2 protein-coding genes are annotated in these 1,650 nt (G+C 66.9%); both read left to right on the top strand.

Annotated features, from left to right (window positions below):
* The first annotated feature begins 352 nt into the window (after window positions 1-352).
* Complete coding sequence (locus RI554_11485) at window positions 353-574, top strand: hypothetical protein (GenBank protein ID MDR9392634.1); 222 nt, start codon at window positions 353-355, stop codon at window positions 572-574.
* Window positions 571-1,650: hypothetical protein (locus RI554_11480; GenBank protein MDR9392633.1), on the top strand; the 1,080-nt coding region annotated here is incomplete at its 3' end. The genes RI554_11485 and RI554_11480, both read left to right, overlap by 4 nt.

The raw sequence follows: 1,650 nt of genomic DNA, 5'->3' as shown, positions 1-1,650 counted from the left end.
CCGTAGGCGCGCGGGGTCGGGGGAGCTCCGGAGGGGCGGTGCCGTGCGCACCGCCTCTACGTCATCGGGGTCGGAACCGGAAGGCAACGCGGGGGTGGAGGTTCGAGCGTCGGGGTGCGCCCACGTTGCGCAGTGGGTACGGCCTAGCTGTACGCAGAAGTGTCGCCACTTTTCGGCGGCATTGGCGGGGGTCGCCGTATTCGTCGCGGGGGCTGCGTGGACTCGACGGGGGGTTGACGGTGCGCCGCACCGTCCTGATACCGTCTGAACCAAATTTTGACAATGCTTTTCGGTGTGTGCAGGGAAGCATGTCCTTGACGGAAAAGTCTTCATGAAGGTGGGCGTTGTATCCATGTTCTACGTTTTGCTGAAGCGGTACGTACCTGTCGGAAGTGTGGTGCTTTTGGCGATGTTGGCCTCGTCGTGTGGAGGCTCCGGCGGTTCGGTGGGGGCGTCGGATCCAACAACGGCTTCGTTCGTGGTGGACGTGTGTGGTGCGGAGGTGCCGGAGCCGGCGTCGGGCGAGCAGGCCTGTTCGGAGGCACTCACGATTGAGTACGAGGTGCCGCAATGAGGGCGTTCGCGACGACGTCGCCGCTCCAGCACGTCGCCCGGTGGGCGCTCGCGGCGCTGCTTCTGGGCGTGTCCGGCGCCGCGCTCGCACAGGCCTGCAGCATGCCTTTGCCGGGCGAGGGGTCGGACGATGCTCCGTTTGAAATCGGCGACGTCACCGCCTTCACCTCGATGACCGACCGCTTCGCCGAGCTGACCAACGCGTTAAGCTTCACCGACGCCTGTTGGTCCGCATCGTTCGTCCTGACGGACGACGTCGACCTGAAGGGGGTGGACTTCGTGCCCGTGGGGCGTGACGGGAACCGCAGTCGTGTGAACCGCGCCACGTTCAACGGCACGTTCGACGGAGGGGGGCACGCGATCCATCATCTGCGCATGGATGGGGATGGGATCGATTCGGGTAAGGATCGGTCCGGCATGGCGTTGTTCCAAGAGCTGGCTGGAGCGACGGTGCGGGACGTGACGTTCGCGTCGCCGTTCGCTCGATCCCCGGGTTACGACGTCGCCGTGCTGGCCGGTGCGGCGGCGGACGCCACGATTCGCGACGTCACGATCTCGGGGGCGGACGTGCGCGGAGGCGCGGTCGTCGGCGTCGTTGCGGGGCGGGTGACGGGGGGGACGTGGACCAACGTGTCGGTCCTCGGCTCGAACGTACGGGTGAACGACAACATGTACACCAACCGGTGGCGAGGGGGCGGTCTCGCGGGGTTGCTGCTCCTGACGTCCGACCTCGTGGTGCGCGATCCCGACGTCGACGTGAGCGTCGACGGGCTTTTTCAGACGGGTGGCGCGTTCGGGAACGTCGTCGCCAAGGACGACACCTCCTCCCTGATCGTCACCGGGGGGCAGGTGACGACCGTCGTGCACGGTGAGTCCGAAACGGGGGGGTTGGTCGGTACCGTGAAGCCCGACACCACCGTCGCGATCGAGGGAACGAGGTTCGACGTCGAGGTCCGCCCGTCACCGAGGTTGCCGGGGAACGCCACCATCACCCACGGCGGCGGCATCGTGGGTAACGTGCAAGGGGGTGCCCTTCGGATCGACGAATCGACGGTCGTCGCGGACGCGGACCTCGGC

It is taken from the genome of Trueperaceae bacterium, from assembly GCA_031581195.1.
Classification (GTDB): domain Bacteria; phylum Deinococcota; class Deinococci; order Deinococcales; family Trueperaceae; genus SLSQ01.
The sequence above is the reverse complement of the archived record's forward strand: the minus strand, read 5'-3'. Positions and strand labels throughout refer to the sequence as shown.

Bases quoted from the DNA above. Each gene is read 5' to 3' on its own strand.
- RI554_11485 (MDR9392634.1), top strand. From the start codon at position 353: ATGTTCTACGTTTTGCTGAAGCGGTACGTACCTGTCGGAAGTGTGGTG.